The organism is Parabacteroides timonensis, from assembly GCF_900128505.1.
In the GTDB taxonomy this organism is placed as follows: domain Bacteria; phylum Bacteroidota; class Bacteroidia; order Bacteroidales; family Tannerellaceae; genus Parabacteroides; species Parabacteroides timonensis.
Map to the genome: position 1 here is coordinate 1,669,796 of NZ_LT669941.1, position 24,841 is coordinate 1,694,636.

Genomic DNA, 24,841 nt, shown 5'->3' on the forward strand with positions numbered 1-24,841 from the left:
TATCTCCTTTTTTTATAGGATTATATCTTTTCTTTTATCCATTCATCGAAGCCAGGAACTCCATATTGTCATAAGTCTGCTCCATACGTTTCTTTACAAACTCCATTGCTTCGAGTGAGTTCATATCCGACAAGTACTTACGAAGAATCCACATACGGTTCAATGTACTTTCATCCTGCAACAGATCGTCGCGACGGGTACTTGAAGCTGTAATATCGACAGCCGGATAAACACGTTTGTTTGACAATTTGCGGTCTAACTGCAACTCCATATTACCTGTACCTTTAAATTCCTCGAAGATCACATCATCCATCTTAGAACCTGTTTCAGTCAATGCCGTTGCCAGGATTGTCAAGCTACCGCCATTTTCAATATTACGGGCAGCACCGAAGAAACGTTTAGGTTTCTGCAATGCATTAGCATCCACACCACCGGAAAGAACCTTACCGGATGCAGGCTGAACAGTATTATATGCACGTGCAAGACGTGTTATAGAATCTAACAGGATGACTACATCATGACCACATTCCACCATACGTTTAGCCTTGTTCAATACAATCTCTGCAATCTTAACGTGGCGCTCTGCCGGTTCGTCGAAAGTAGAAGCGATCACTTCCGCATCGACACTACGGGCCATATCCGTTACTTCTTCCGGACGTTCATCGATCAACAGGACGATCATATATACTTCCGGATGGTTGGCTGCAATTGCATTAGCAATATCTTTCAGCAACATTGTCTTACCGGTCTTAGGCTGTGCCACGATCAGACCACGCTGTCCTTTACCGATCGGAGAGAACAGATCGACTACACGAACGGAAATATTATCATTCACCTTCGGAGCCTTACGTGCCGTAAGCATGAATTTTTCATCCGGGAAAAGTGGAGTCAGATGATCGAAAGGAACGCGGTCGCGCACTTCTTCCGGCGAACGTCCATTGATCTTGTCGACTTTTACCAGCGGGAAATATTTTTCACCTTCCTTCGGAGGGCGGATGGCACCTTCCACCACATCACCGGTCTTCAAACCAAACAGTTTGATCTGGGACTGCGATACATAAATATCATCCGGAGATGTCAGGTAGTTATAATCTGAAGAACGTAGGAAACCATAACCATCCTGCATCATTTCCAATACCCCCGTACCTGTCAGGATACCGTCAAATTCGTATTGCTTTTCCTGCTGTGCATTATTGTTACGTTGATTGTTATGGTTATTTTGATTATTCTGGTTGTTCTGATTATTCTGTCTGTTATTAGGACGAGGTGTATTTTGTTGCTGTGGTTGCGGAGCCGCTTCCTTTTCAGGGTGGGCTGCTTTTTCCTGTGGTTGTGGCTTAGCCGATGAAGGAGAGAACGGGAAGAGCTGATCGAGAACCGACTTAGTATCAGGATGTCTGAATACAACTCTTTTAGGTTCATTTTCCGAAACCGGAGCATCACTGGCAGGAGTTTCAGAAACCGGTACTGCGGGCACTTCAGGAACTGCTTCTACAACAGGTAATTCTTCAGGAGCTCCTTCTACCACAACTGGTGGTAATAAAGGTTTCTCTACTGCCGGAACTTCTGCTACAACAGGCTGAGGTGTTTTTGATACTTTTACTTCGTCCGCATCATTAGCCGGAGCAACTGCGCCCGCTACCTTTTCTTTTTTCTCTATACGAACTCTTTTTTTACGCTCAGGTTGTTCCTTCTTTTCTGCAGCAACAGCTACTTTCTTTTCTTCTACAGGTTTTACCGCTTCGGGAGCCGGAGTCGTTGCAACTTCCGGTTTTGCCGCTTTCACTTTACTTTCGGCCTTAGGAGCTTTAGCAGCTGCCGTTTTAGAAGGTTTCTTTGCTTTCGTCTGCTTTTCAGCTTTCTTAGCTTCTTTTTCTTTCTCCTTTTCAGCCTGTAAACCAGCATAAGAGATAGCCTGTTCATCAAGAATACGATAAACAAGTTCTTCTTTTTTCAAAGAACTTATTTTCTTAATTCCTAACTCTTCCGCTATACTTTGCAACTCAGGAAGGAGTTTTTCATTTAGTTCTAGAATGTTATATTTCTGCATATTGAGAAGTGAGTAATAAAAACGGATACACGATCAAAGATGTACAATACGTGCTTACCGCTATCATTGTATCTTAATAGTTTTTGATAATAAATAAATCTTTCTTGTAAAAAACCGGATTGTTTAGCTAATTTGAATCATTAGTAACACATCTGCGGAGTAAATCTTTGCAAATGTAAGAACATTTTTAGTTATTCTATTATTTTTGTCGAAAAAAAATTCACAACCAACACACTCTTAGTCGTTTTGTCGATACAAAAACGATTATCGGAGCGCTCTCCCACAATCCAAAGGATGGTTTCACCGCTACAAAGAAGCCATGCCTGCTCCTTATCTATACGGCTGAATTTATGATCCGAAAAATAATCGCTCAACTTCTTACGCCCTTTCATTCCAAAAGGGATGAACCAATCTCCTTCTTTCCATCTACGAAGTGTCAGGGGGAAAGAGAGTTTGTCGTAATCAAAATAAGCGATATGTTTATCCTTCCGGATATTGAAGTCATTATTAATAACAATCTTCCGGAAAGAAAGTTCAATCGGACCTGACCAGATATCTTCCAAGACATCATCAGCAGTAAAAATATATTCTTGTATTTCTTCCGTACAGATGGGCGAAAGCAACAGGTATTCGCGATCTTTCAACAACCGATATTCAGGCGAGTAAAATATCCTTCCCGACTCTTTAGCCAGCGAACGAAAAATATCATCTGCCACCTGTCGGGTAAAACCATACGGTTTCAACAACTCATACAGAATAGTTGCAGGTGAAGGATAGTTCATCAGCCGGTCTATCGGAATACGATCCCCTTCCTCTATTAACTGCTTACGGGCATCTTCCAGAACATGAAGATAAATAGTTTCGGTGTCAGCCAAATGATCTGCAGTACGGGCAATAGATGTCCTGACGGAAGGATTCAACTCTTCCAGTAGGGGAAGCACACGAAGACGAATAAAATTACGCGTATAAGCGTCCGACAAGTTCGTACTATCCGTTACGTAGGTCAAGTGCTGCTCTTCCAACCAAGCTAATATCTCGTTACGACTAACAGTCAGCAAAGGACGTATCACATAACCATTCTTCGGACGAATCCCTCCCATTCCCCGAATTCCTGTTCCGCGAATGAGGTTTAATAAAACCGTCTCTACACTATCGTCACGATGATGAGCGACTGCAATAGCTTGAGCATTAAAACGTTGCCGCATTTCCTCAAACCAATTATAACGTAACTCCCGGGCTGCCATTTCAATAGAGAGACGATGTTCAGCTGCATAAACCGTTGTATCAAAATCTATTTTATGAAAAGGGACACCCAGCGCGAAAGCTGTCTCTGCAGCAAATTGTTCATCCCGGATAGATTCCTCACCACGTAAATGGAAATTACAATGTAGTGCTATACAAGAATAATCCAGCTGCACAAGCAAACCCAGCAAAGCAACCGAATCGGCTCCCCCGCTAAATCCAACCAAAACAGGCCTGTTATCGATCAGCAACTGCTGTTTTTCTATGTACGCACGAACAATGTTCCTCATTTGATTACGCAATTATGGCTTTAGCTAAACATTATATTTCAGCTAAAGCCATAAACCATATATTTACTTATGTAAGTTATTCTTCTACACCAGCCAGTTCCGGGTCGATCATAATACGTCCGCAATATTCGCAAACGATTACTTTCTTACGATACTTGATATCCATCTGTTTCTGAGGTGGAATCTTATTGAAACAACCACCACAAGCACCACGCTGGATATAAACAACCGCCAAACCGTTGCGAGCTCCCTTACGGATACGCTTGAATGCAGTAAGCAAACGCGGTTCAATTGTAGTTTCCAACTTTTTAGCCTTTTCGCGCAGTCTTTCTTCTTCCTGCTTTGTTTCAGAAACAATTTCTTCCAGTTCGCTCTTCTTCTGAACCAGGTCAGCCTTACGGCCATCCAATCTTTCAGTCAGCTGAGCAATCTCTTCTTTCTTATGATTAATCGCTTCACCGAATTCGCGGATCTTCTTTTCAGAGAACTCGATCTCAAGTCCCTGGAATTCGATTTCCTTTGACAGGTTATCAAATTCACGGTTATTGCGCACGTTATCCAGTTGCGATTTATATCTCTCGATCAGTCCGGTAGATTCTGTAATTCTGTGTTTCTGTTCAACAACAGCATTCTCATAATCCTGGATCTCCGCCTGATAGTTCTGAAGACGGGTTTCCAATCCTATAATCTCATCTTCCAGGTCCTGAACTTCCAAGGGAAGCTCTCCACGAAGCGTTTTGATTTTATCAATTTCAGTCATCATCGTCTGAAGTTGATACAGCGAAGAAAGCTTCTCTTCAACCGTATATTCTTTTTCAGCTGATTGTTTATCTGTAGCCATTCTATAAATATTTTACCGGGTTTGAATTAACATTCGAAAAATGTACGGCAAAGGTAGGGAATTTTTTCGATATTATGTTATAAAAGATGTCTTTTGTACATACTTCAGACTCATAGTGGCCTATAACAGCCAGCAGAATACGATCTTCAACATCGTAAAAGTCATTGTATTTGGCTTCTCCGGTGATGAAGATGTCGGCACCATAAGCGATCGCATCCTTAATCAGAAATGCACCGCTCCCACCACACAACGCAACTTCACGTATCGGTTTACCGGTAAAAGCTGAATGATTCACACACCCCACCTGAAACAGTCCTTTGATTCGTTCGAGAAAACTCAGCTCGTCTTCTTCCACAGGCAACTCTCCCACTACCCCCGAACCAACCTGATCCCAGGTATTACTCAACGGATAAAAGTCGAATACCGGTTCTTCATACGGATGCACCGAAAGCAGAGCGCGCGTAATGGTTGCCTTACGGAAAGCAGGAAGTATCGTTTCGATACGTATCTCCTTTTCCACATGCAGTTCACCTTGTTCGCCACAGAAAGGATTAGTACCCTCACCTGCACGAAAAGTCCCGCTACCTTGCAGATTAAAACTACAGGAGTCATAAGCTCCGACATTTCCGGCCCCGGCATTAAACAGGGTGGTTCTTACCAATTCGGCATAAGCCTCGGGAACAAATGTAACCAGTTTCAACAATACACCTTTCTGCGGACTAAGGATACGTACATTTTCCAATCCGATCAGCTCAGCCAAGCGGAAGTTAACACCACCGGCCGCATTATCGAGATTTGTATGCGCGGAATAGACCACCAGATCGTACTTACACGCTCTCATCATGCAACGCTCGATATAGGTGGCACCAGTCAGCGACTTAAAAGCTTTAAAGGCTAAAGGATGGTGAGAAATAATCAGATTACATCCCAGCTCTACAGCCTCATCAATCACTTCTTCCGTGACATCCAGGCAAAGCAGAGCCCCGGTAGCAGGTTGATTTACATCACCTACCTGTACGCCAGCATTGTCAAAGCTTTCCTGCAATGGCAGCGGAGCGTATTGCTCTATTTCTTTCAAAACATCCTTTATCCGTAACATAAGATATATTTTATTCTTTCACGTCTACCTTCAGACATAACTCATCCAGCTGTACATCGTCGATCACTGACGGAGCATCGAGCATTACATCGCGGCCTGAGTTATTTTTTGGGAAAGCAATACAGTCGCGAATAGAATCGAGGCCGGCAAACAGAGACACCCAACGATCCAAACCATAAGCCAGACCACCGTGAGGAGGAGCACCATATTTGAAAGCATTCATCAGGAAGCCGAACTGAGACTGTGCTCTTTCTTCCGTGAAGCCCAGCAACTGAAACATCTTATCCTGCAATTTGCTGTCATGGATACGGATAGAACCTCCACCCACTTCAACGCCATTAATAACCATATCGTAAGCATTGGCACGAACAGCACCCGTATCGGTATCCAACAACGGAATATCCTCCGGCTTCGGAGAAGTAAACGGATGGTGCATTGCATAGAAACGCTGATCTTCTTCACTCCATTCAAACAACGGAAAATCAATTACCCACAAGCATACGAATTTATTCTTGTCACGCAATCCCAACTGACCTGCTACTTCCAGACGCAGTTCGCAAAGTTGTTTACGGGTCTTCATAGCATTGTCACCGGAAAGAATCAGTATCAGGTCACCCGATTTAGCGCCAAAGGCTTCCTTCATCTGTTGCAATGTTTCCTGTGTATAGAACTTATCCACACTCGATTTCACGTTGCCGTCGGCTTCCACGCGGGCATATACCATACCTTTTGCACCTACCTGCGGACGTTTTACAAAGTCAGTCAAGGCATCCAGTTGTTTACGGGTGTAGCTTGCTGCCCCTTCTACACAGATACCACCTACATAAGCAGCATCATCGAATACAGAGAAACCATGACCTTTCATGATATCCATCAATTCAACAAACTTCATACCGAAACGCAAATCTGGTTTGTCGCTTCCGTAATATTTCATTGCATCGTGCCAGGTCATACGTTGGAACGGTTCTTTAATCTCGATACCACGAATTACCTTGAAAAGGTGCTTCGCCATTCCTTCAAAGATATTAAGCACATCTTCTTGCTCGACGAAACTCATTTCACAGTCGATCTGTGTAAATTCCGGCTGGCGGTCGGCACGCAGGTCTTCGTCACGGAAACATTTTACGATCTGGAAATAACGGTCGAAACCGGAAACCATCAACAACTGTTTCAATGTTTGTGGAGATTGAGGCAGTGCATAGAACTGTCCCGGGTTCATACGTGAAGGAACAACGAAGTCGCGTGCACCTTCCGGCGTAGAGTTTACAAGAACCGGTGTTTCTACTTCCAGAAAACCTTGTTTATCCAGATAGTTACGAACTTCGAACGCCATGCGGTGACGCAGTTCCAAATTTGCACGAACTGCATTACGGCGCAAATCCAGATAACGGTATTTCATACGCAGGTCATCACCTCCGTCAGTATCATCTTCAATAGTAAAAGGAGGCGTTACGGCTGCATTCAGGATATTCAGTTCTGAAACAATCAGTTCAATTTCGCCTGTCGGGATATTGTTGTTCTTACTTGAACGTTCTCTTACTGTTCCCGTAACCTGAATCACATACTCACGCCCCAGTTTGTTTGCCTTTTCACAAAGTGCAGCATCTATTTCCTGGTTAAACACCAGCTGGGTGATACCATAACGATCGCGGAGATCGACAAATGTCATACCACCCATCTTACGAGTCTTCTGCACCCATCCGGCCAAAGTAACCACCAGACCTTCGTCTGCCAGGCGCAAGTTTCCACAAGTTCTTGTTCTATACATTTTAAATAAGATTTATCTGTTTTAATTTCATAATTCAAAAGTATAAACAAAGTGTATCTGTAAAATACTATGATGTACTTTACGCGCAGTCGGTTTGCAAAGATAATACTATATTCATTAACTATAATAATTTCATTGAAATTAAAAGGGAAGTACAATAAAATATAAAAGAGAAGAGGAAGCACTAATTAAAACAAAACAAAAAGAGAACCAACAAACTCGTTGATCCTCTTCTTTTGTCGGGGTACCAGGATTCGAACCTGGGACCCCCTGCTCCCAAAGCAGGTGCGCTAACCGGACTGCGCTACACCCCGTTTTACAACCGCTTTATTGTCGATTGCGGTGCAAAGGTAAGCATTTATTTTTAACCACCAAATATTTCGTGTTTTTTTTTAATTGATTACTTTCGCATCTGTTTTATTACCTCAACTAAAGGGAAAGGAGGAAAAGCAAAGGAAAGAAGAGATCATCAAACATGAACATATTGCAAAACAATATGTTATAATATAAACATATCAATATTGAAAATAGTATGATAATTGCCTATACACGAACATATTCAAACAAGCAACAAAGTGACAATCAAAAAAATGCGATTGAACAATTTGCTATGAACAACAATATAACGATAGACAAATGGCATAAAGATTCCCGTAGTACTTCTTCTCGTCATAAAAACAGACTGGAAGAAATAATCAAAAGTATGGACGCCGGCGATACGCTGATCGTGGCAGATGTTACCCGTTTAAGCCGGAAATTGATGGAAATTATGCATTTGATTTTGTTATGCATCGAAAAGAAAGTAACTCTTTACTGCCTTAAAGAAGGATACACTTTCGAAGATAATGTTGACAGCAAAACATTGGCATTTACTTTTGGGCTCGTTTCTGAAATTGAAAGTAAATTGATCTCAACCCGGACAAGAGAATCTCTGGAGATCAGCAGAAACAAAGGAACAGCCCTCGGACGACCGAAAGGAACTCCTAAAATGGATCATCTACTTGCACAGAAAGAACAGATTGAAAAGGAACTCAATGAAGAAAAAGCTACTTATGCCGAACTGGCAGAGTATTATCAGGTTTCATTAAGTAGTTTCAAAAATTTTGTAAGAAACAATATTAGTCCTACACTTCCCGGAAGAAACAGAACCGGAAAGAAAAAGAAAAAAACGGACTAATTAATTGATAAATAAAAAGGGGAATTGAAAATAATCGACAGGCTTATACATTTTCAATTCCCCTTTTATGTTTTATTTATCTTACTTTTCTATCCTGATTCGCGCGTCAACAGCAAACAAACCTCTATCTGTTGCCAATAACGGGTTTATATCCATCTCTTTGATTTCAGATGCAAAACGAAGAATAGTAGAAAGACGGACAATGATATCTGCATACTGTTGCTCATCGATACCTTTTTGCCCACGGGTTCCCTTTATTATCGGGTAACCCCGCAAAGAATGGATCATTGAATAAGTTTCATCATACGATAACGGAGCTAAACCGTATGATACGTCTTTCAATACTTCCACGAAGATACCTCCCAATCCGCAAAGTATAACATGACCGAAACCTTTCTCGTACTTCGCTCCCAGAAATAATTCCTGCCCCTTTAACATAGGTTGAACCATTATTGCCGTTACATCCGGCAGACGCATCATGCGCTCGAATTCAAACAATAAATGTTCCTCACTACGGATATTTAAAGCAACTCCGCCAATATCACTTTTATGTACAGGACCGACAACTTTAGCTACGACCGGGAATTTTACCCGTTTAGCAAAAGCAATCAATTCATCCTTATCGGTTGAAGTGAATTCTTCCACCAAAGGAATATTAGCCGCTCCTAACAAAGTACGAACCTGTTCAGGTGCCAGATAACCGTTAGATGGTAATTGATCGATAATACGACGTACTTCAGGAACATTCACCCCATACAATTGAATATCGGTACTCATTGGCTTAGGGGTGTTGATCACCCGTGAAAGAGCTGTCCCCAGTGTTACTTCATCAGAGAAGTTAACATGTCCCTTCTTTACAAAACTACGAACCTCCGGCCCTGCCGTCACTATGGAGGGTAATACAGGAAAGATAGGTTTCTTGCATTCTTCCATCTTCTTATGAAGTACTTCGTATGTTTCATACAGCTTCACCAGACCGGGACTACCGAAAATAACCATCATCAGATCAATCTCATCGAAATGATTCTCGCAATAATCGATTGCAGTAGCCAGATGTTCAGGCGTACCTGTCCCGATTATATCGATCGGATTGCCGACAGCGGCACCCGGATATAATTTTGATTTCAATTCGGCTGCAACCGGTCCTTCCAGATTAGGGACATTTAAACGTCCTTTAGAAAGAGCATCAGCCAACATAACCGCAGGGCCTCCGGCATGAGTAATGATAGCACAATTCTTTCCTTTCACTTCTTTTAGCGTAAAGATACTGGCTACCGTAGTCAGTTCCTCACGACTAAAACAGCGCACGATACCGGCTTTACGGAACAAAGCCTCAACGGCTGAATCCGAACTGGCTATCGCACCGGTATGTGATGAAGCGGCACGTTTTCCCGATTCCGTACTTCCTGCTTTGATAGCAGCGATATGGCAACCTTTACGAATCAATGACGATGCATGATAAAGCAGTTTATCCGGATTCTTGATCTGTTCGATATAAAGCATCTTAATCTTCGAGTCGAGTATAGGATCAAAATTACGATCCATATATTCAAGGACTTCCTCCACCCCGATCTGTTTGGAATTACCGACAGACCATACAGAAGAGAAGCGTAATCCTTTTGTTAATGCAGACTCGATAATAAAGAGCGCCGTACCTCCCGAACTGGAAATAAAGTCTACCCCGTCCGGATGAAACTCTGGTATAGGTTGCGTGAAGACGCCATGAAACTTCATATTCATCAGTCCGATGCAATTAGGACCGATCATGGAAGCACCGGCTTCGTTTACAGTCGCCAGCATCTGATCTTCCAAAAGGGCTCCTTCGTGAGTCTCTTCGCCAAAACCGGCTGAAACAACGATAAAAGCTTTTACATTCTTCTGATTGGCCAGTATATCGATAGCCTCAGGGCAAGAAGGGCCGGGAATTGAAATAATAGCCATTTCCGTATCCGGTATATCATGTACGGAGTGATATGATTTCAGACCTTGCACATCGTCCTCTCTGGCGTTGACAACATACAGTTCTCCTTTATACTTACCATCCAGAAGATTTCGCACCAAGCGTCCACCGGGCTTGTGCACATTATTTGAGCCACCTACTACAACGATGCTCTTAGGGTCGATTAATTCTCGGTTAATCATAACATTTTGATTAATTAAGTTCAATGAATTGGAACAAATATAGTTTTTTTATCCATTCATTCATCGAATTCACGGTAATTTATTTACATTTTGTACACTCTGAGACCAGCCAATCACACCAGGCATCCATTCCGGTACCTTTTGTGGCCGACACTTCAAACACCAGCAAATGATGGTTCACCTTCAGGGCGTTATTTTTCAATGTTTCTACATTTGTATCTAAATAGGGAACAAGATCTATCTTATTGATCACACAAACATCAGCTTCTGCAAAGATATGCGGATACTTCAAAGGTTTATCATCCCCCTCTGTGGTACTCACGATCACAACCTTTTTTGCTTCTCCAAGATCAAACATAGCAGGACAAACCAGGTTGCCGACATTCTCTACAAAGAGTATCGATCCGTTTACCGGCGCTAAGTGTTTAACGGCATGATTTACCATATCAGCTTCCAAATGACACCCCGTACCGGTATTCACCTGAAAAACAGGGATATTTAGAGCAGCGATACGATCGGCATCATTGGAGGTTTGTTGATCTCCTTCAATTACATATATATGCATTGGGGATAAAGGTGTTTCAGGAACAGTCCCAACAAGACGACGGACAGTTTCTTCAAGCAAGGTTGTTTTACCGGAGCCCGGCGAACTCATCAGGTTCAGGCAAAATATTTCTTTTGCTTCAAAATAGCCGCGATTGCGTTCAGCCAGTAAATTATTGCGCTGAAGAATATCTTGTTCAAGTGTTATAACCTTACCTTCATCGTGATGATGATGATGATGTTCATGGCCATGATCATGGTCGTGTTCGTGATGATGATGCTCTCCGCATCCGCAAGTTCCACACATAAGCGTTTTGTATTTATTATTTAATAACAATCGATTTCACACGAAGTTCTTTTCCTTTAATGATTTTAACACAGAAAGAGCCACATGCAGGACAAGAGGCAAATAAAACATCCATCGGAAAAACACATCCACAGTCGGCACATTGCCCTTCACCATCGATAATATGTCGTACAACCGTCGCATGTTCGAGCATAGATCCTTTCACGGCACTCTCCAGAGCGAAATCGAGTGTTTGCAGTTCTACACCGGCAAGACGACCGATCTCCAATTCCAATTCTTCAACCGCTAACGATCCGCGATCGCGCGCCTGCTCTTCGGCAAGTTCGACGATACTTTGAGCAATAGACATTTCGTGCATATCATTCTTTTTTATTCCGGGAGGCGGCAATTGTCAATTGCCCCAATGCTACTCCCCCATCGTTACAAAGTATACGGCCAGGAACATACAACGGTATGCCGGCTTCGGCAAAAAGACGTTGTAGTTGTTCCGTCAACCTTTTATTTTGAAAACAGCCACCGGAAATAACTACACGGCTGGCTTCATTTTGCTTTAGAAGAAATTTGACTTCCTCCAGCAAGACTTTAGCAATCGTATTATGAAAGCGAGCAGAAATATCACAAACAGATATTCCCGAGGCCAAATCATTCAATATACCCTCAAACAACGGGAAGAAAGATATAATACCTTCTTTTATTATAACCGGATAACGGTCGTCGGGTTCAATCGATGCTATTTGTTCAAGCCGCACCGGAGCTTCAGCCTGATGAGACGATATATCACAAAGACCAAGTAAAGAAGCAACAGCATCAAAAAGTCGACCGGCACTAGAAGTATATGGAGTATTCACTCCTTTCTCCATCATAGCCATCAATATCCGAATCTTCTGCTCCCCTATCCGTTCAACAAACCCATCCGGGAAACGAACGGCATCCCTGAAATAATGCCATAAGAAAGCTACCGCCATTCTCCAGGGTTCGACAGAAGCTTTATCACCACCAGGCAACGGGATATATTCGAAATGTGACAAACGACGATACGACTTACGGTCACAAAGAAAGAACTCGCCTCCCCATACTTTTCCATCATCACCTAATCCCGTACCATCGAGTATGATGGCTATTACCGGTTCATGCAATCCGTACTCCAACATGCAGGCAGCAGCATGGGCATGATGATGCTGCACCTTTATCAAAGGTAATCCAGTCTGTAATGCTACACGTTCTGCCTCTTGTGACGATAAATAATCGGGGTGCAAATCACATACTAAAGAGGTTGGCATAAAACGGAAAAGATGTTGCAACCGTTCTAACGATTCCTTGTAAAAACTAAATGTTTCCCAGTTCTTCAAATCACCGATATACTGGCTTTGCAAGATCGTATCACCTTTCCCTAATGCGAATGTATTCACTTTCTCCGCACCGAAAGCCAGGATTCCTTCTACCTCCATATCTGCGAAGAATGGTTCCGGGGCATAACCGCGCGAACGGCGGATCAGGCAAGGTTGTCCACCGCAAACTTGCAAGACCGAATCATCGACCCGATTGTGGATAGCGCGGTTGTGATGAAGTAACAACGATACTTTTCCGGATAACTGTTCGTCAGCTTCTTCAGGAGTAATGGCAATCGGGTAATCGCTCAGATTGCCACTGGTCATAACCAGTGCAGATATGTCAAGAGTCGCAAACCAGTCATAATGCAAAGGCATATATGGCAACATACAACCCAAGGTTTTCATATCCTTATTGATCTCCGCAGCAAGAGATTTCTTTTGTTTTAGTAAAACGATAGGACGACGCCAGGACATCAGACAGGCCTCTTCCACCGGATCGGCCTCGACATACTCTTTCAGTTGCTCGACAGTACGAAACATCACGGCAAAAGGCTTACTATCACGCTGTTTTATTTCACGCAGGCGAGCTACCGCATATTTATTTGCCGCATCACATATCAGATGATAACCTCCAATACCTTTCGCTGCAATCACTTTCCCTTCACGAAGCAGCCGACAAGAAAGATGAAGGAGTTCCCGATAATCGGTTATCCTTACATTATTATATATAGCATAATAAAATGGTCCGCAATGATTACACGCAACGGGTTGCGCATGAAAACGCCTGTCGTCGACAGTTGTGTATTCTCCCCTGCAATCAGGACACATGGTAAAAGCAGACATCGTAGTCTGCTTCCGGTCGTACGGAAGATCGCAGATAATGGAGAAACGCGGTCCGCAATGCGTACAGTTTATAAAAGGATATTGCAAACGATGGGGCTGCTCCTCCCTGTCAGACAGGCATTCCGGACAAACTGCAATATCAGGAGCCACCTGTGTGACCTCATCCGATTCCGAATAACTGGGTGTAATGGAAAAATCGGCATAGTCGGCAGTCACAACCTCTGTTTCTGTCACCTCGATAGAATGGATCACTGCGACAACTGGATGTTCCTTTTTTATACGGGAAATGAACCGATCACATTGTTCCGAAGTCAGGACAGCACGTATACAAACACCGTTATTCCGGTTATCAACTTCCCCTTTTATCTCCATCTCGTTCGCGATACGATAGATAAAAGGACGAAAGCCAACGCCTTGCACTAATCCACGGATTGTCAATATCGAAATCTTCACCCTTTATGATTTTAACTGTTCTGACAAATATAGATGGTTTAACCTTAATAAACAAACCGACCGAACAACAATACCAATAATCTTTATCTATCAATTAATAGATAATATGTATCATTTCACACACCTTTTCTAAAACATATTACCTACTTTTGAAGTTGTTAATAAAAAACAAATAAGCTTATGTGTCTGGCAATACCCGGTAAAATAGTAAATATAGACCGCTCCGAACCTGACCTGACAATGGCCAAAGTCGATTTCAGCGGTATCATGAAAGATATATGTATCCAATGGGTAGATGTATCGGAAGGTGACTATATCCTGGCTCATGCTGGTATGGCGATCTCCGTAGTGGACGCCCGGGAAGCAGAAGAAACACTGGAAGACCTCAAGAAGCTGGAACGCTTATGAAATACGTTGACGAATACAGAGACAACGAACAAGTACAATCGTTACTCCGGGCTATCCGGAAAGTGACTACCCAACCATGGCATATTATGGAGATATGCGGTGGACAGACACACGCCATTGCCCGCCATCGACTGGAGGAATTATTACCGGAAGAGATCCGACTGCTTCATGGCCCCGGATGTCCGGTTTGCGTAACCCCGGTTTCCCTGATCGACCAGGCATTGGAACTAGCCAAACAACCTTCTGTCATACTGGCTTCATTCGGAGATATGATGCGTGTACCGGGAACAAAAGAAGACCTGCTGCAAGCCAAAGCACACGGAGCTGATGTCCGCATGCTTTATTCCCCGCTCGATGCCGTCGGACTGGCAGAAGCAAATCCGGATAAAGAAATAATCTTCTTTGCCATCGGTTTCGAGACAACAGCGCCTGTCCACATGATGGCCCTGAAAGAGGCACAGCGTAGAAAACTATCGAACTTTTCGCTCCTCACCTCTCTGTTTACAGTTCCCCCGGCTATGGAAGCGATTCTTTCCGATCCGGAATGTAAGGTAGACGGATTTCTGACAGCCGGCCATGTTTGTGCCATTACCGGGAATGCAGCCTATCATCGATTAGCAGAAAAATATAAGACACCGATGGTTGTTACCGGCTTCGAACCAGTCGATTTATTATACGGGATCTACCGTTGCCTCCTACAATTGGAAAACGGAAGCTGTCTTGTAGAGAATGCCTACAAGCGCGTCGTCCCCGAAGAAGGGAATCCGGTTGCCCGCGCCTTGATGGATGAAACACTCGAACCATGTGATCAGGAATGGCGTGGCATCGGTGTTATTCCAAACAGTGGTTTGCAGTTAAAGAAAAAGTATGCCAAATATTCCTCCTGGGAGAAATTTCCGTTCCTTCCGAGAGAAACTGAAATTTCATCCGAATGTATTGCTGGAAACATCATGAGAGGCGTGAATCAACCCTCCGACTGTCCTTTCTTTGGAAAGACTTGTTCACCGGAACATCCGATAGGGGCACCGATGGTTTCGTCCGAGGGAGTTTGTGCGGCATACTATAAATATAGAAAGATATGAAGAATGAAGATTTTAGTTGTCCAATTCCATTTAGCGACTCCGATTGTGTACTGATGGCACATGGAGGCGGCGGGCGGATGACGCATCAGCTGATCAGCAACATATTCTATCCAGCTTTCCGCAATCCGTTGCTGGAACAGGATCATGATGGTTGTGTCTTTCCTGTCCGGGAAGGGCGGATGGCCTGTTCGACCGACTCGTTCGTTGTCGATCCGATCTTCTTTCCCGGTGGCGACATCGGCGACCTGGCTGTGAACGGAACGGTGAACGACCTGGCCTGTTGCGGTGCCCGTCCACTCTATCTGACTGCCGGATTTATACTGGAAGAAGGATTCCTGCTGGCCGACCTACAACGCATCGTACAATCCATGCGCCGTGCTGCCGATAAAGCCGGTGTACAAATCGTAGCAGGCGATACCAAAGTTGTCGAACGAGGTAAATGTGATAAACTCTTTATCAATACCAGTGGCATCGGAGTCGTGCCCGAAGGGATCCGTATCGCTCCCGATCGTGTTCAACCGGGTGATGTAGTCATTTGTAGCGGAGCAATCGGAGCACATGGCATCACCATTCTTTCCGCTCGCGAAAGCCTCGGATTTGAAACAAACCTGAAAAGTGATACAGTTTCGTTAAACAATATGCTTTCTCAGTTGTTAAAAATTATAGAGGAAGTCCATGTCCTGCGTGATCCGACACGAGGAGGAGTAAGCGGAACATTGAACGAGATAGCAAAAACAGCCAACGTGGAAATCGTACTGGATGAAGCAGCCCTCCCGATCCCCGACGCCGTGAAAGGAGCTTCGGAAATATTGGGACTTGATCCGCTTTACGTAGCCAACGAAGGACTGGTATTAGTTATCCTGCCGGAAGCCCGGGCACAGGAAGCACTTGCGATCATGAACAACTTCCCGGAAGGAAGGGACGCTACGATCATCGGCCGTGTAACCGCAAAAGGAAACGCGATCGTAAAGATGAAAACACTATACGGTAATTACCGCATCGTCGATATGCTGAGTGGTGAACAATTACCACGTATTTGCTAAAGCAAACCAATAAATTACTAAGATATGGAAGAAAAAAGACCGACCGTCTACGAGGAGTGCCGACAGAAAGGTATCTCCCGAAGGGATTTCCTGAAATTCTGCACTACCATGGCCGCCCTTATGGGATTGGAAGCATCCGGCGTTGCACAGGTTGTTAACGCACTGGAAACAAAGCCACGTCTGCCGGTTATCTGGCTTCACCTGCAGGAATGTACCTGCTGTACAGAGTCATTCATCCGCGCCGCCCATCCGATCGTGGCGACTCTCCTACTCGATAAGATCTCACTCGATTATACAGAAACACTGATGGCTGCCGCCGGCGAACAAGCCGAAGCGGCCAAGGAGGAAACCATGAAGAAATATCATGGCGAATACCTGCTTATGATTGAAGGATCGATCCCGACAAAAGACGAAGGTTATTGTTGTGTAGGCGGTAAAAGTGCCTTACAGATCACGCAGGAGGCAGCAGAAGGTGCCAAGGCGATTATTGCTTGGGGAAACTGTGCCTGTGCCGGTTGCGTACAGGCTGCCAACCCGAATCCGACAGGAGCCAAAGCGATCCATAAAGTAATAAAAGGGAAACCTATTATCAATGTACAAGGTTGTCCTCCTATCGCCGATGTGATGGCCGGCGTCATTATCTATATGCTGACGTTCGAACGCATGCCGCAACTCGATGGCCTGGGACGTCCGAAGATGTTCTATTCACGCCGTGTTCACGACACCTGCTATCGCCGCGCCAACTTCGATGCCGGTCTGTTCGTTGAAAGCTTCGACGATGAGAATGCCAAGAAAGGTTATTGTCTCTACAAAGTGGGGTGTAAAGGGCCGAGTACCTACAACTCGTGCGGTATCATCAAATGGAACGAAGGAACAAGTTACCCGATCCAAAGCGGTCACCCCTGCCTGGGATGCAGCGAAGAGAATTTCTGGGATAACAGCCCGTTCTATAAACGGATGCCCGACGTCCACGGCTTCGGCATCGAAGCGACAGCCGACCAGATCGGCCTTGCCCTGGGAGCTGCAACAGCTGCCGGTATCGCCGTTCATGCCGTTGCCACCAATATCCGGAAGAAGGAGTTGATCGACAATGAAGAACCGGAAAGTAAATCTAACATCTAAATTCGTATTACCATGTCTGAAAGAATCGTTATAGACCCTATCACCCGTATTGAAGGCCATCTGCGGGTAGAAGCAGCTATCGAAGGCGGCAAGATTAAAGATGCTTACAGTTCCGGTACGATGGTACGCGGAATAGAAAATATAGTACGCGACCGCGACCCGCGTGATGCTTGGGTATTTGTGGGACGTGTTTGTGGAGTATGTACTTCTATCCATTCGCTTTGTTCCGTCCGTGCGGTGGAAAATGCACTGGATATCACCATTCCCCCTAATGCTGAAATGGTACGCAATATCATGGAAGCGGTACTTTATATGCACGATCATACAGTGCATTTCTACCAATTGCATGCGCTGGACTGGGTGGATATCGTATCCGGTCTGAAGGCCGACCCGAAGAAAGCCGCCCTCCTTGCCCAGCAACTCTCGCCGTGGGCCAAGAATACGGAAGGCTATTTCAAAGCGACACAAGACCGCCTGAAGAAGTTCGTTGCCAGCGGGCAACTGGGTATCTTCGCCAACGGTTACTGGGGACATCCGGCCTACAAACTGACACCTGAGCAGAACCTGATAGCCACGGTTCATTATCTCGAAGCCCTGGAATGGCAGAAGGAGATCGTCAAGGTACATGCAGTCTTCGGCGGAAAGAACCCGCATCCGAACTTCCTTGTCGGCGGTATGCCATGCAGCATCGACCTGAATGAGGCCAACTCGATCAATGCCGAACGCCTGGCACTGGTAAAACAAAAATTACAGGAAGGAAAAGACTTTATCGACCAGGTATATATTCCTGACCTATTGATGATCGCCGAAGTTTACAAAGACGAATGGAGCAAGATAGGCGGCGGCGTTAGCAACTACCTGTCGTACGGAGACTTTCCTCTTCACGGATACGCCGGTATAGAAGACTTCATGAGTCCGCGCGGTATCGTACTGGATCGCGATCTCAGCAAGGTACATCCGGTGGATGCCAATTCATCCGAAGAAATAAAAGAATACATCTATCATTCCTGGTATAAATACACGGAAGGCGATAAAGCCGGTCTGCACCCTTACGATGGAGAAACCAATCTGGATTATACCGGCCCGAAACCTCCTTACAAACACCTGGATGTAGAAGATAAATACAGCTGGATCAAAACCCCACGCTGGAAAGGACATGCTATGGAAGTAGGTCCGTTAGCCCGTCTGATCGTATCCTATGCTGCAGGCAAGGAACCCCAGAAATCGGCTGTCGACAATGTGCTGAAAGCACTCAACCTGCCGCCCGAAGCCCTCTTCTCTACCTTGGGACGCACGGCTGCCCGTGGTATCGAAACGCAGCTGGTAGCCGGATGGGCACTCGAATTCTTCGACCAACTGATGAAGAACCTGGAAAACGGGGATTCCCGTATGGCAAACCCCGTCATGTGGGAAAACGAGAACTGGCCGAAGAAAGCACAAGGCGTCGGACTGACCGAAGCCCCTCGCGGAGCCCTCGCCCACTTCATCGTGATCGAAAACAACCGGGTGAAAAACTACCAGATGGTAGTTCCTACCACCTGGAACGCCTCGCCAAGGGATGAAAACGGCAACCTTTCACCCTATGAATCGGCTCTGATCGGCACACCGATACACGACGCCAATCAGCCGCTCGAAATCCTACGGACGATCCACTCCTTCGACCCCTGCCTGGCCTGTGCTGTGCACCTGTATGACGAAGAAGGGAAGTATGTGCATCAAATGGATACGTTTTAAATAGTATTGCTATGAAAAGTCGCAAGAAACGTCTTACTGAAGTATATGTATGGGAACTTCCTGTACGTATCTACCATTGGGTGAATGCCTTGTGTATCGTCATACTGTGCATCACCGGATTTATTATTGCAGATCCGCCAGCCATACTGAATGCATCGGAAGCCTATTTCAGCTATTGGTTCGGCATCGTCCGTTTCATCCATTTTGTAGCGGCATTCGTATTCTTCTTCAACTTTGTATTCCGTCTCTACTGGGGATTTGTAGGAAACCGCTTTGCCCAGTGGACAAACTTCATTCCACTAAAGAAATCACAGTGGCAGGAAGTATTGGAAGTAATAAAGGTGGACATCCTGATGATAAAGAACAAACCGGTCGAAAGTATCGGACATAATGCATTGGCCAGCCTGATCTATTTCGGTACGTTCTGGGCTTTCTTGTTGCAAAGTATTACGGGTTTCGGACTGTATGCTAAAATGAGCCAGTCCTTCTTCCCGCAACTGTTCGCCTGGACAATCCCGTTAATGGGTGGCGACCTGATGGCCCGGCAGATCCATCACTTCCTTATGTGGTTCTTTATCCTCTTCGCGATCGTGCATATCTATCTGGTATTCTATCACGATTATATCGAACAGCGCGGTGAAACCTCCTCCATCATTGGAGGTTGGAAGTTTATCGAAGAAGATATTGCAGACAAGGAAGAGATTACGGAGACAGCCGAAACAATCACAAAGATTGCAAAGAAACATGAATAGCTTAGCACTATAAAGCCACCCCAATAACACTACTGTGCTACTACCAGCAACACAGTAGTGTTACTTATATCAGCACAATAGTGCTACATACAATGACATAGTAGTGCTATTAACAACGACAGAATGGAAAAGAAAACTCTTATATTAGGTGTCGGCAACTTGTTGCTGAAAGACGAAGGAGTCGGTATCCACGTGATACAGGCCCTGGAAAAAGAAAAGCTTCCCGCCCATGTCACCCTGATGGATGGCGGGACGGGAGGCCTTCATCTGATCAGTTGGTTGACAGGCTACGATCATATCATCATGGTAGACGCCACCCTCGATAGCAACCCACCGGGAACCGTCCGCCTGATCCGTCCCCAATACGCCAGTGACTACCCTCCCTTGATGAGCGCACACGAAATCGGCCTGCGTGACATGATCGAAACCATGATCCTGACCGACGATCTCCCCGAAGTACACTTGATCGTGGTCTCCGCCGCCAACCTGAATGAGGTAAATATGGAACTGACTCCAGAAGTAGAGGCTTCCATTTCGGAGGTGATAAGAATAATAAAGAAATTGATTTTGTGATCATGGAATGGAAATAAAGCATAGCCCCCTTCTTTTACAGATTCCTAAAGAAATCATCCAGTGAAACCTCTTTCTCCACTCCCAGCTTCTTCCTCAAACGAAAGCGTGACGTATTTACGCTCGCCCGATTATTCCCCAAAGCAAGAGCAATTTCCTCTGAAGTCAGGTTCAAACGGATAAGCATAGCCAGTAATTCTTCATTCCGGGTAACAGTCGGACAAACCTCACGCAGCCTCAACATAAACGAAGGATGGAGAATACAGAATTGACGACGGAATTCCTGCTCCTCCTCATTTGTTAGCAAATGTGGCGAAAGACTGTTGATCACCTCCTGCATGGTATTCCTTGCATCCGACCTTTCTATTTGTTCCCTAAGTTCCTCGTTCTTACGGTTCATATTCTGACGCTCAGTCAACATCTGTCGAAGCTGCTTTTCCTGTTCCTCTATCAAACGAAGAGATTCCTTATGGCGGATTTCTGTCAGCTCATGCTCACGAAGGTTGGCTTCGTGCTTTAGTTTAAGCGTACGATGCCGCATGACAAGCCATAACAAAAAGATTATCCCTAACAGAAATAACAAAATACCAATCGATGCATAATATTGCAACGTCCGCTCTTTCAACTGTATCTCCGAACGGAGCAGTTTATTAACATGTTCCTTTTCACGGGTTTCATACTTAACGCGAAACTGGGAAATCAATCCTGCATTCCGGCGCTCAGTAAAGCTTCTATCCGCCTCACGGGCCATCAGTAAGAAACGGGAAGCTTCAGCAAAACGCCCCATGCCTTCATACAAAACTCCCAGACGATAATATACCATACGCTGCTGATTCAATAAATGATTTTCCTGGATATAATCGCAACAAACCCTGTAAACATCTATCGCCAACTGCTTCTCTCCCACTTCAACCAAAGCATCCCCCAACAAACGAATGGTCAATACAGACAGGTTATTCAGAGGTTTACTTTTTAATGAAATCACCAACTGACGGACTCCGGCAATTACATCAGCCTCTTTTCCTTCCATATTATGAACAGCCAGAATACTTTTATAATTATCATAAAATTCATGATAAAAAGAATTCTGGGTAGGATCCGGTAGACGACGAGACATACTATCCAGTAGAACCACTGCCTTTTCATACTGTTTACTCTGAAGTGCATAATAAACAGCCAGATTATCCACTCTCAAAAAAGCATCGGGAACATCACTGAGCACCGCCGCTTCCCGTGCCTTGGATAGATGCAATTCCACCTCTTCTTCCAATCCCCATTCATCATATAACTGCACGACATTTACCTCCGCAGCACAAAGGCCATATGGATTCTTCTCGCCCTGTCCGGAAAGTATCATATCATCGTAGGCAGACAATGCTTTTTCAAACTCACCGACCTGCTGATATTGATAGATGAGATTTCCCAACACAAAAACAATCTTGGTTTTATCCTCCAGCGTACGAATGATCTCCAAACTCCGTTCCCCACAGGCAATAGCTTTACGAATATCTCCGACCTGGTTGTAAATAACAGAAGCAATGCCATTGTCGACATATAATTGATCTTTTTCACGACCTTCCGTCGGTCTGGCTAGTGCCCGATCTATCATGACCACAGCCTCATCCAAACGAGTAGCCTCATAAAGCGAATAAGCCAGACAAACCTCCACGCTACGCGGATAGTTACGTATAAACCAAAGCTCTCTTTCATTATATAAACGACTGAAATAATCCGCCCCGTCTTTTCGTTGCCCGGCAAAGATATAACAGTAAACCAATTGCAGGCATCCTTCGTCCATCAGGCCGGCAACAGGCTTTATATCTTCTCCAACAGGTTCGAGGGCGATCAGCTTTTCATAAAACGGTATAGCCGACACAAACTCTTCCTTCTTTTGTAAATCACGTGCCTGATTGAACAAATCCTGAGCCTCATGGTGAATGGAGGATAATGAGTCGGAAGATATCAGCAGAGTCTTTTCAACGGATTGGTCACCTCTACATCCGGTTAACAAAAAGAAGAGGGTTAGAACAAAAGTGGTTATACGATACATTTTGATATTCTTTAAATTGAATCTGAGACTTATCATTCTATCAAGAACAATTCACGAATATACAACATTCTAAGACATCATCAAAATCGTATAACACTCTATTTCAATACATAATACAGCATTGCTGCTATCGCAGATCCTGCAATCGGTGCAATTCCGGGGATCCAGGTATATTCCCAATGACTGCTACCTTTATCTTTAATTGGAAGAATTGTATGCATAAAACGTGGAGCCAAATCACGAGCCGGATTATTGATCTCGGCATTTGTACAGAACACGCCCAACTTTGCCGCCTGACTGTCGGTAGCATCAAAATGGTCTTTATAAACCAACCAGACAACCAAAGCTCCAGCCGCTGCTCCCAAGAACTGGGCCAGGAATCAGCAGCATAGTCCCTATAAATTCCGCAAAAAATAGTGTCATGGCAAGAATGAATTAAATGTAATATCAGATTTCACTATCCATAGCCCAATTCATTGTACGGCCTACTGCCTTATGCCAATCGGTTAGCAGTGCCAGCGCTGTCTCCGGCTTCATCTTAGCCGTGAATATAGTATCCAGCGACCATTGTTCCTTCAGTTCATCCATATCTTTCCAGTAATTCACTGCCAGACCGGCCAGATAAGCAGCTCCCAGCGCAGTCGTCTCCAGTATTCTGGGACGGACCACCGGACACTGGCAGATATCGGACTGGAACTGCATCAGGAAATTATTGGCAATAGCTCCGCCGTCCACACGAATTTCCTTCGGCTTGGCGTGGATATCATTCTCCATAGCCATCAGGACATCGTACACCTGATAGCAAATTCCTTCCAGAGCAGCACGTGTCAGATGGGCAGCCGTCGTACCACGGGTAATACCGATAATAGCACCGCGGGCATACTGATCCCAGTAAGGAGCTCCCAGTCCTGTCAGGGCCGGCACAAAATAAACGCCACCGTTATCCGGCACCGATTTCGCCATCTGTTCCGTCACCGGAGCATTTGGGATCAACCCGATACCGTCACGCAACCATTGGATAACAGCACCACCCACAAAGACACTACCTTCAAGCGCATAAGTAACCCGATCACCCAGCTTCCAGGCAATTGTCGTCAACAGGTTATTTTGTGAGAAGACCGGTTTATCTCCGGTATTCACGATCATAAAGCAACCTGTTCCGTAGGTCGTCTTCATCATACCCTCTTCCAGGCAAAGCTGTCCGAATAAGGCAGCCTGCTGATCACCGGCCATCCCGGAAACAGGAATACCCGCCTTAAATATGGGAGTAGATGTTTCACAATAAACTTCACTGCTACTCTTCACCTCCGGCATCATGGAAGCCGGAATAGTAAAAAGATTCAGTAACTCCTGATCCCACTGCAATGTATTTATATTGAAAAGCATCGTACGAGAAGCATTAGTAATATCAGTAATAAACTGACCACCGCGTGTCAACTTCCAGATCAACCAAGAGTCGACGGTACCGAAACAAAGCTCACCCCGTTCAGCCCGCTCACGGACTCCTTTGACATGATCCAGTATCCATTTTACTTTGGTGGCGGAAAAATAAGCATCGATCACCAGTCCGGTCTTTTGCTGTATGTAGTCGGCATACCCTTCTGCCTTCAGTTCCTCACAGTAGTCAGCTGTACGCCGATCCTGCCATACAATAGCATTGTAAACGGGGAAACCTGTTTCGCGGTCCCATACGATCGTTGTCTCCCGCTGGTTTGCAATGCCGATACAAGCAATATGCGTATCCGTCACATCAGCCTTCGCCATCGCTTCCTTGATAGCGGTAGATTGCGTATACCATATCTCGTTCGGATCGTGCTCTACCCAACCCGGTTTAGGAAAATACTGTTGGAACGGTTTCTGGGAGAAGGTAATAATCTCTCCCTGACGATTAAACAGAACGGCCCGGGAAGTCGTTGTTCCCTGGTCTATAGCCAGCACATATTTATGTCTGAAATTCATATTGTTCCTTTCTGTTAGTTCATTATCTTTTTCTT

At 44.8% G+C, this 24,841-nt stretch carries 20 protein-coding genes and 1 tRNA gene; 8 read left to right on the plus strand and 13 right to left on the minus strand.

The window, feature by feature from the left end; translation table 11 throughout:
- Positions 1–34 precede the first annotated feature (34 nt).
- The 6 genes from rho to BQ7394_RS14350 form a co-directional block, all read right to left on the minus strand.
- On the minus strand, positions 35–2,050 hold the full coding sequence (gene rho / locus BQ7394_RS14325) for a transcription termination factor Rho (protein WP_075558056.1): 2,016 nt from the start codon (positions 2,048–2,050) through the stop codon (positions 35–37).
- Positions 2,051–2,241: 191 nt separating this feature from the next.
- Entirely contained in the window at positions 2,242–3,582 is a 1,341-nt protein-coding gene (gene tilS / locus BQ7394_RS14330; RefSeq protein WP_075558057.1) for a tRNA lysidine(34) synthetase TilS, read from the minus strand.
- Positions 3,583–3,658: 76 nt separating this feature from the next.
- Positions 3,659–4,423, minus strand: a complete 765-nt coding sequence (locus BQ7394_RS14335) for a zinc ribbon domain-containing protein (RefSeq protein WP_075558058.1) — start codon at positions 4,421–4,423, stop codon at positions 3,659–3,661.
- Position 4,424: 1 nt separating this feature from the next.
- A complete protein-coding gene (locus BQ7394_RS14340) occupies positions 4,425–5,522 on the minus strand; it encodes a Nif3-like dinuclear metal center hexameric protein (protein WP_075558059.1) in 1,098 nt (365 codons plus the stop codon).
- A gap of 10 nt (positions 5,523–5,532) precedes the next feature.
- Positions 5,533–7,290: an aspartate--tRNA ligase gene (aspS, locus tag BQ7394_RS14345; protein WP_075558060.1), complete on the minus strand. Its 1,758-nt coding sequence runs from the start codon at positions 7,288–7,290 to the stop codon at positions 5,533–5,535.
- A gap of 239 nt (positions 7,291–7,529) precedes the next feature.
- A tRNA-Pro gene (locus tag BQ7394_RS14350) sits at positions 7,530–7,604 on the minus strand.
- Between the two features lie 218 nt (positions 7,605–7,822).
- Here BQ7394_RS14350 and BQ7394_RS14355 point away from each other — a divergent pair.
- Positions 7,823–8,467 (plus strand): recombinase family protein, encoded by a 645-nt coding sequence (locus BQ7394_RS14355; protein WP_075558061.1) that lies wholly within the window; start codon positions 7,823–7,825, stop codon positions 8,465–8,467.
- An 81-nt stretch (positions 8,468–8,548) separates the two neighbouring features.
- Here the strand turns inward: BQ7394_RS14355 and BQ7394_RS14360 are convergent, their stop codons facing one another.
- The 4 genes from BQ7394_RS14360 to hypF form a co-directional block, all read right to left on the minus strand.
- On the minus strand, positions 8,549–10,609 hold the full coding sequence (locus BQ7394_RS14360; RefSeq protein WP_075558062.1) for an acetate--CoA ligase family protein: 2,061 nt from the start codon (positions 10,607–10,609) through the stop codon (positions 8,549–8,551).
- Between the two features lie 79 nt (positions 10,610–10,688).
- Complete coding sequence (gene hypB, locus BQ7394_RS14365; RefSeq protein ID WP_075558063.1) at positions 10,689–11,459, minus strand: hydrogenase nickel incorporation protein HypB; 771 nt, start codon at positions 11,457–11,459, stop codon at positions 10,689–10,691.
- A gap of 16 nt (positions 11,460–11,475) precedes the next feature.
- A complete protein-coding gene (locus tag BQ7394_RS14370) occupies positions 11,476–11,817 on the minus strand; it encodes a hydrogenase maturation nickel metallochaperone HypA/HybF (RefSeq protein ID WP_075558064.1) in 342 nt (113 codons plus the stop codon).
- Position 11,818: 1 nt separating this feature from the next.
- Entirely contained in the window at positions 11,819–14,086 is a 2,268-nt protein-coding gene (gene hypF, locus BQ7394_RS14375) for a carbamoyltransferase HypF (RefSeq protein WP_075558065.1), read from the minus strand.
- Between the two features lie 180 nt (positions 14,087–14,266).
- Between hypF and BQ7394_RS14380 the strand changes: the two genes are divergently transcribed.
- The 7 genes from BQ7394_RS14380 (at position 14,267) to BQ7394_RS14410 (ending at position 20,800) form a co-directional block, all read left to right on the plus strand.
- Positions 14,267–14,494, plus strand: a complete 228-nt coding sequence (locus tag BQ7394_RS14380; protein ID WP_075558066.1) for a HypC/HybG/HupF family hydrogenase formation chaperone — start codon at positions 14,267–14,269, stop codon at positions 14,492–14,494.
- Positions 14,491–15,576 carry a hydrogenase formation protein HypD gene (hypD, locus tag BQ7394_RS14385; protein ID WP_075558067.1) on the plus strand — a complete coding sequence of 362 codons (1,086 nt, stop codon included), beginning with the start codon at positions 14,491–14,493 and terminating at the stop codon, positions 15,574–15,576. Before BQ7394_RS14380 ends, hypD begins: the two co-directional genes overlap by 4 nt.
- Complete coding sequence (gene hypE / locus BQ7394_RS14390; RefSeq protein ID WP_075558068.1) at positions 15,573–16,619, plus strand: hydrogenase expression/formation protein HypE; 1,047 nt, start codon at positions 15,573–15,575, stop codon at positions 16,617–16,619. Before hypD ends, hypE begins: the two co-directional genes overlap by 4 nt.
- 24 nt (positions 16,620–16,643) lie before the next feature.
- Positions 16,644–17,741, plus strand: a complete 1,098-nt coding sequence (locus tag BQ7394_RS14395; protein ID WP_075558069.1) for a hydrogenase small subunit — start codon at positions 16,644–16,646, stop codon at positions 17,739–17,741.
- Between the two features lie 12 nt (positions 17,742–17,753).
- Positions 17,754–19,475, plus strand: a complete 1,722-nt coding sequence (locus BQ7394_RS14400) for a nickel-dependent hydrogenase large subunit (RefSeq protein ID WP_075558070.1) — start codon at positions 17,754–17,756, stop codon at positions 19,473–19,475.
- Between the two features lie 11 nt (positions 19,476–19,486).
- Positions 19,487–20,227, plus strand: a complete 741-nt coding sequence (gene cybH / locus BQ7394_RS14405; RefSeq protein ID WP_075558071.1) for a Ni/Fe-hydrogenase, b-type cytochrome subunit — start codon at positions 19,487–19,489, stop codon at positions 20,225–20,227.
- A gap of 123 nt (positions 20,228–20,350) precedes the next feature.
- Positions 20,351–20,800, plus strand: a complete 450-nt coding sequence (locus tag BQ7394_RS14410) for a HyaD/HybD family hydrogenase maturation endopeptidase (RefSeq protein WP_075558072.1) — start codon at positions 20,351–20,353, stop codon at positions 20,798–20,800.
- A 34-nt stretch (positions 20,801–20,834) separates the two neighbouring features.
- Here the strand turns inward: BQ7394_RS14410 and BQ7394_RS14415 are convergent, their stop codons facing one another.
- The 3 genes from BQ7394_RS14415 to glpK form a co-directional block, all read right to left on the minus strand.
- On the minus strand, positions 20,835–22,847 hold the full coding sequence (locus BQ7394_RS14415; RefSeq protein WP_075558073.1) for an outer membrane protein assembly factor BamD: 2,013 nt from the start codon (positions 22,845–22,847) through the stop codon (positions 20,835–20,837).
- A 98-nt stretch (positions 22,848–22,945) separates the two neighbouring features.
- Positions 22,946–23,212: an aquaporin gene (locus tag BQ7394_RS14420; RefSeq protein WP_075558074.1), complete on the minus strand. Its 267-nt coding sequence runs from the start codon at positions 23,210–23,212 to the stop codon at positions 22,946–22,948.
- An 82-nt stretch (positions 23,213–23,294) separates the two neighbouring features.
- Complete coding sequence (gene glpK / locus BQ7394_RS14425) at positions 23,295–24,806, minus strand: glycerol kinase GlpK (RefSeq protein WP_075558075.1); 1,512 nt, start codon at positions 24,804–24,806, stop codon at positions 23,295–23,297.
- Between the last annotated feature and the right edge of the window lie 35 nt (positions 24,807–24,841).

What these genes read in the sequence shown, in the direction of transcription:
- hypB (WP_075558063.1), bottom strand. Translation starts at nt 11,459, where the DNA reads ATGTGTGGAACTTGCGGATGCGGAGAGCATCATCATCACGAACACGAC.
- cybH (WP_075558071.1), top strand. Translation starts at nt 19,487, where the DNA reads ATGAAAAGTCGCAAGAAACGTCTTACTGAAGTATATGTATGGGAACTT.
- BQ7394_RS14340 (WP_075558059.1), bottom strand. Translation starts at nt 5,522, where the DNA reads ATGTTACGGATAAAGGATGTTTTGAAAGAAATAGAGCAATACGCTCCG.
- tilS (WP_075558057.1), bottom strand. Translation starts at nt 3,582, where the DNA reads ATGAGGAACATTGTTCGTGCGTACATAGAAAAACAGCAGTTGCTGATC.
- BQ7394_RS14360 (WP_075558062.1), bottom strand. Translation starts at nt 10,609, where the DNA reads ATGATTAACCGAGAATTAATCGACCCTAAGAGCATCGTTGTAGTAGGT.
- rho (WP_075558056.1), bottom strand. Translation starts at nt 2,050, where the DNA reads ATGCAGAAATATAACATTCTAGAACTAAATGAAAAACTCCTTCCTGAG.
- hypE (WP_075558068.1), top strand. Translation starts at nt 15,573, where the DNA reads ATGAAGAATGAAGATTTTAGTTGTCCAATTCCATTTAGCGACTCCGAT.
- hypD (WP_075558067.1), top strand. Translation starts at nt 14,491, where the DNA reads ATGAAATACGTTGACGAATACAGAGACAACGAACAAGTACAATCGTTA.
- BQ7394_RS14380 (WP_075558066.1), top strand. Translation starts at nt 14,267, where the DNA reads ATGTGTCTGGCAATACCCGGTAAAATAGTAAATATAGACCGCTCCGAA.
- glpK (WP_075558075.1), bottom strand. Translation starts at nt 24,806, where the DNA reads ATGAATTTCAGACATAAATATGTGCTGGCTATAGACCAGGGAACAACG.
- BQ7394_RS14355 (WP_075558061.1), top strand. Translation starts at nt 7,823, where the DNA reads ATGATAATTGCCTATACACGAACATATTCAAACAAGCAACAAAGTGAC.
- BQ7394_RS14370 (WP_075558064.1), bottom strand. Translation starts at nt 11,817, where the DNA reads ATGCACGAAATGTCTATTGCTCAAAGTATCGTCGAACTTGCCGAAGAG.
- BQ7394_RS14395 (WP_075558069.1), top strand. Translation starts at nt 16,644, where the DNA reads ATGGAAGAAAAAAGACCGACCGTCTACGAGGAGTGCCGACAGAAAGGT.
- BQ7394_RS14400 (WP_075558070.1), top strand. Translation starts at nt 17,754, where the DNA reads ATGTCTGAAAGAATCGTTATAGACCCTATCACCCGTATTGAAGGCCAT.
- BQ7394_RS14335 (WP_075558058.1), bottom strand. Translation starts at nt 4,423, where the DNA reads ATGGCTACAGATAAACAATCAGCTGAAAAAGAATATACGGTTGAAGAG.
- BQ7394_RS14415 (WP_075558073.1), bottom strand. Translation starts at nt 22,847, where the DNA reads ATGTATCGTATAACCACTTTTGTTCTAACCCTCTTCTTTTTGTTAACC.
- aspS (WP_075558060.1), bottom strand. Translation starts at nt 7,290, where the DNA reads ATGTATAGAACAAGAACTTGTGGAAACTTGCGCCTGGCAGACGAAGGT.
- BQ7394_RS14410 (WP_075558072.1), top strand. Translation starts at nt 20,351, where the DNA reads ATGGAAAAGAAAACTCTTATATTAGGTGTCGGCAACTTGTTGCTGAAA.